The sequence below is a fragment of the Tsukamurella sputi genome (assembly GCF_007858445.1).
GTDB lineage: Bacteria > Actinomycetota > Actinomycetes > Mycobacteriales > Mycobacteriaceae > Tsukamurella > Tsukamurella sputi.
Map to the genome: position 1 here is coordinate 1 of NZ_VIGV01000023.1, position 969 is coordinate 969.

Genomic DNA, 969 nt, shown 5'->3' on the forward strand with positions numbered 1-969 from the left:
GTTTAACGCCGCTAGATAGTGAGTTAAGTAGTGGTTAGTTAAATAAATTAGAGAGACGATAAATAATGTGATTAATTAGTCAGTCTATTTATCATTGTTTAATGATCTTCGATCTTCAATCATTGATATAGTTTGATAAGTCATCTTATTTATACTCTCATCTAATATAACTATTAGTCATGAGTGTTCTTTAAAAATTTGGATTAGTTGGTGCAACGTAATAGCGATGCAGCAGTGATTATTGATCGATGTGAATCGAGTGATAATCACCAAGATCTTTCGGGTCTTTGTTGTTGGATTATTCTTCTCGTGATGAGAATGATAATTGGATAGCAAGATAACAAGGAAGATCGGGAGAGATTGCATCACTTAAGTAACGATGTATTCAATTTCATTGAAAAGTCATTATTGGTTTTTTGATCTTAGTTTATCTTTATCTAAGGTTCATCTAAGGTAAGGTTCATCTAAGGTTGAAGGTTCAATATGGCAATTTGATAAAATGAGTTAACTTAAAGTGAAACGTTATCATGTTACATTCGTAGGAGAATTGAAGAGCTATTTGTCATATAGTTTGGACGATTCATTATTATAATGAGTCTAATCCCTATTATATGGTCAAGTGAATAAGCGTACATGGCGGATGCCTTGGCGATTACAGGCGATGAAGGACGTGGAAGTCTGCGAAAAGTTTCGGGGAGCTGGCAATCAAGCTTTGATCCGGAAATGTCCGAATGGGGAAACCCGCACAGGCTTAAAACCCTGTCATCCTTTTACTGAATCTATAGGTTTAAGGAAGCGAACCTGGTGAACTGAAACATCTAAGTAACCAGAGGAAAAGAAATCAATTGAGATTCCCGCAGTAGTGGCGAGCGACCCGGGAAGAGCCGATATGTGATAACTTATTGTATAGAAGAATCATCTGGAAAGATGAGCCGTAGTGGGTGATAGCCCCGTATTTTAAATACAGTA

The 969-nt window shown here is 36.5% G+C and carries 1 rRNA gene; it reads left to right on the forward strand.

Going from position 1 to position 969, the window contains the following annotated elements:
• Nucleotides 1–613: 613 nt before the first annotated feature.
• A 23S ribosomal RNA gene (locus FK268_RS24785) occupies nucleotides 614–969 on the forward strand; the annotation flags it as partial.